This window comes from Streptomyces sp. NPDC004561 (assembly GCF_053602155.1).
This window is the reverse complement of the sequence record NZ_JBSGDB010000678.1, coordinates 1-3,719: the sequence shown is the minus strand read 5'-3', so window position 1 is coordinate 3,719 and position 3,719 is coordinate 1. Positions and strand designations below refer to the sequence as shown.

Annotated in this window: 3 protein-coding genes and 1 pseudogene; all 4 read left to right on the top strand. The window is 70.2% G+C overall.

Going from position 1 to position 3,719, the window contains the following annotated elements; translation table 11 throughout:
• Window positions 1-730, top strand: a pseudogene (locus tag ACWEN3_RS43430) (sacsin N-terminal ATP-binding-like domain-containing protein); the annotation flags it as partial.
• A gap of 133 nt (window positions 731-863) precedes the next feature.
• On the top strand, window positions 864-1,622 hold the full coding sequence (locus ACWEN3_RS43425) for a calcium-binding protein (RefSeq protein ID WP_452983347.1): 759 nt from the start codon (window positions 864-866) through the stop codon (window positions 1,620-1,622).
• 85 nt (window positions 1,623-1,707) lie between these two features.
• On the top strand, window positions 1,708-2,619 hold the full coding sequence (locus ACWEN3_RS43420) for a hypothetical protein (protein WP_452983344.1): 912 nt from the start codon (window positions 1,708-1,710) through the stop codon (window positions 2,617-2,619).
• 196 nt (window positions 2,620-2,815) lie between these two features.
• The gene (locus ACWEN3_RS43415) at window positions 2,816-3,646 is read left to right on the top strand and encodes a hypothetical protein (protein WP_452983341.1); all 831 of its coding nucleotides are present in this window, start codon (window positions 2,816-2,818) and stop codon (window positions 3,644-3,646) included.
• The last annotated feature ends 73 nt before the right edge of the window (window positions 3,647-3,719 follow it).

Here is a 3,719-nt window from a genome sequence, read left to right as displayed (position 1 = left end):
GGTGCAGCGGCTGGAGCGCCAAGGCCTGCTGCTGCGGGGCCTGTACGACGAGGCCGACGCCACCGGGTTCGAGGACGAGCAGGTGCTGCGGGCGCTGGGCGTGCGGACCTCCGTCGCCGCGCTGCTGGACGAGCCCGGCGGCGCCGCCGAGCTGCTGGACCGGCTCGCCGATCCGGAGCGTCCGGTCACCTCGGCCCAACTGCACGGCCTGTACGGCTCGTTGGCCGATCTCGACCCCGAACGGGTGACCCTGCCGGAGGAGCTGCGGGCCGTGGTCGACGGGCGCGTGGAGGTGGTCGACGCGGCCGACGCCGTGGTCGTGGACTCGCCCGATCTGCTGCCGTTCACCTCCGGGGTGCCGCTGCTGCCCGTCCGGCCGTCCCGGGCCGCCGAGCTGGCCGAGCTCTTCCAGGTGCGGCGGCTCAGCGAGTCCGTCACCGGCGAGGTGCACTCCGAGGGCACCGAGCACGACGTACCGGACCGGGTGCGGGTGCTGCTCGGACCGCGCACGCCCGGGACGTACGTCGAGCACGACGAACTGGTCGTGGACGGCGTCGAGATCGACTGGCGGCTGACCGACGACGGGCTGCTGCACGCCGCCACCCTGGAGGGCGTCGCCGCCGGGCTGGCGTGGGCGGCGGGGCAGTGGCCGCGCCGCTTCGAGGTGGCGGCCCTGCTGGAGGACCCGTCCCGGACCGAGGAGTTGGCGCGGGACCGCTGGTTCGACTGACGGCGCCCGGGAATCCCGGCCTCCGGAATTCTCTTACGAAATCTTCAACTTCCGTACAACCGTACCCCTGAGTGCCGTGTCTGATCATGCGGAGCCAGCCGGCTCCCCGATCACTACGCACGCAGGGGAACACATGCGTATCCGAGCCTCTGTCGCCGTCGTCGGCGGCGCCCTGGTCCTGTCCGCCCTCGCCGTGCCGGCCGCGCAGGCCGACGGCGGCCAGGGGGACACCAAGATCACCAAGGTCGTCGTGGACGGCGACAACAAGGTGACCGTGGGTACCTCCGGCGCCGTGATCCTCAAGGTCAGCGTGACCGCGACGGACGCCTCGGGCATCAAGGGCGCCGAGCCGTTCGACCTCTTCGGCCCCGGCTACGGCATCGAGTCCACCGGCAAGCCCGTCTGCACCCCGGTCAACGCCACCACCTCCACCTGCACCGGCACGGTGACGATCGACCCGAAGACGGACTACCTGCTCAACAAGAACGCCGGCACGTGGTACGTCTCCGCGTGGGTCGACGCCAAGGACAGTGACTACGTCTGGAAGGAGAAGTCCGGTTACTTCTCCTTCCAGCGGGCCGCGAAGCTGACCGCCGACGCCGCTCCCGAGCCGGTGAAGAAGGGGAAGACCCTCACCGTCTCCGGCGCCCTCACCCGCGCCGACTGGGAGTCGCTGAAGTACGGCGGCTACGGCTCGCAGTCGGTGAAGCTCCAGTTCCGCAAGAAGGGCTCGAGCACCTACACCACGCTGAAGACCGTCAAGGCCGACGCCAAGGGCAACCTGAGGACGACGACCACCGCGACGGCCGACGGCTACTACCGCTTCTCCTTCGCGGGCAACTCGACCACCTCGGCCGTCAGCGCGACGGGCGACTTCGTCGACGTGAGGTAGGCGGCCGCCCGCGCGGCCGCCCGCACCCCCCCATTCCCGACCGGCCTCACGGCCGGATCCACCCCATCACCCCTCTAGGGACACCATGCGCATTCGTGCCACCGTGGCCGCCGTCTCCGGCGCCCTGGCCCTGTCCGCCCTCGCCCTGCCGGCGGCGCACGCCGCCGACCAGTCGCGGGTCCCCGCGGAGAACTCCGCGAGCAGGGCCGCGCACGCCGCCCACCAGAGCAGGTCGGCCTTCGCCGCCACCACCTCGGGCACGCCCTACGCCCTGAACGCCACCTTCTCCAACGTCAAGGTGAACAGCGGCAAGAACATCGCCGTCGGCACCACCAACCTGGTCAAGGTGCCCGTCTCCTTCACCCTGACGCACGGCGCCGACGTCGACATCCACGCGTCCGACTTCTTCGCGGGCGTCGAGCTGTACCGCGGCGCCTCGTTCGAGGAGGCCGTCTACTTCTTCGACAGCGACGACGCGACCTGCTCCGACACCTCCGCCACCGTGGCCGGCTGCAAGGCGACCGTCGCGATCGACCCGATGGAGCTGCTGAACGAGGACGCCGGCTCCTGGAAGGCCGCCGGCTTCGCCGTCGCCTTCAACGGTGAGGACCCGGGGAACCCGAACCTGGACAACGTCGGCGTGGCCGTGCAGGACCCGACCAGCTCCTTCAAGCTCCAGCGCTACTCGAAGCTGACGGTCAACGCCGCCCCGGAGCCGGTGAAGAAGGGCGGCACCGTCACCGTCACCGGCAAGCTGTCCCGCGCCAACTGGGACGACGGCAAGTACCACGGCTACACCGGCCAGGCGGTCAAGCTCCAGTTCCGCAAGAAGGGCTCCAGCACCTACACCACGCTGAAGACCATCAAGTCGGACTCGACCGGCAACCTGAGGACGACGGCCAAGGCCACGGTCGACGGCTACTGGCGCTACTCCTTCGCGGGCACCTCGACCACCCCGGCGGTCAACGCCACGGGTGACTACGTCGACGTGAGGTAGTCGGCCCCCTTCCGGCCCCGGACGCGTGCCCTCGCTCCGGGGCCGGAACGTTTCCTCTCGCCTGCGCCATGACCTGGCAATGCAGGCTCAAAATCTGGCCGGAAGTTGCTCCCGGTGTACAACCAGCCCCGGGTGCCATGGATCTGATCGCCTGAGTCGACCGACTCCACGATCACTTCTCCCTCCAGGGGAACGCATGCGCATCCGTGCCACCGTGGCCGCCGTCACCGGCGCCCTGGCCCTCACCGCCCTCGCAGTCCCGGCCGCGCAGGCCGCCGCCGACTCGGGCACGCCGTACACGCTGAACGTCAGCTTCTCCAAGGTCTCGATCGCCGGTGCGATCAAGGTCGGCACCACCAACGAGGTCAGCACCAAGTACACGTACACGCTGACGCACGGCGCCGACGTGGACATCACCGCGAAGGACTTCTTCACCGACGCCTTCCTCTACCGGGGCTCCTACACCGCGTCGTCCCCCGAGCTGCTCGGCGACAACCCGGCGACCTGCACCGCCACCTCGGCCACGACGGCCACCTGCACGGGCACGGTCGACATATACCCGGCCGACGGCGACGTGCAGAACGCCTGGGCCGGCGGCTGGAACGTGGCCGCAGAGGCCGTCGCCTTCAACGGCCAGAGCCAGACCAACCCCGACCTCTCCAAGGTCGGCTACAAGGACCAGGCCGCCCTCGGCACCTCCCTGGTGCAGCGCTACTCCAAGCTGACGGCCGACGCCGGCCCGGAGCCGATCGCCAAGGGGAAGACCCTCACGGTGACGGGCAAGCTGTCCCGGGCCAACTGGGAGGACCACCAGTACCACGGCTACACCGGCCAGCCGGTCAAGCTGCAGTTCCGCAAGGCGGGCAGCACGACCTACACCACGGTCAAGACGGTGAACACCGACTCGTCCGGCAACCTGAAGACCACCGTCACCGCCACCTCCGACGGCTACTGGCGCTTCAGCTTCGCGGGCACCTCGACCACTCCGGCGGTCAGCGCCGCGGGTGACTACGTCGACGTGAGGTGAGCGGACCGGGTACTGGCCGCCGGCGTGCTCCCCTCCCCCCACCACGGCCGGCGTTGAGCGCCCGGTGCGCTCC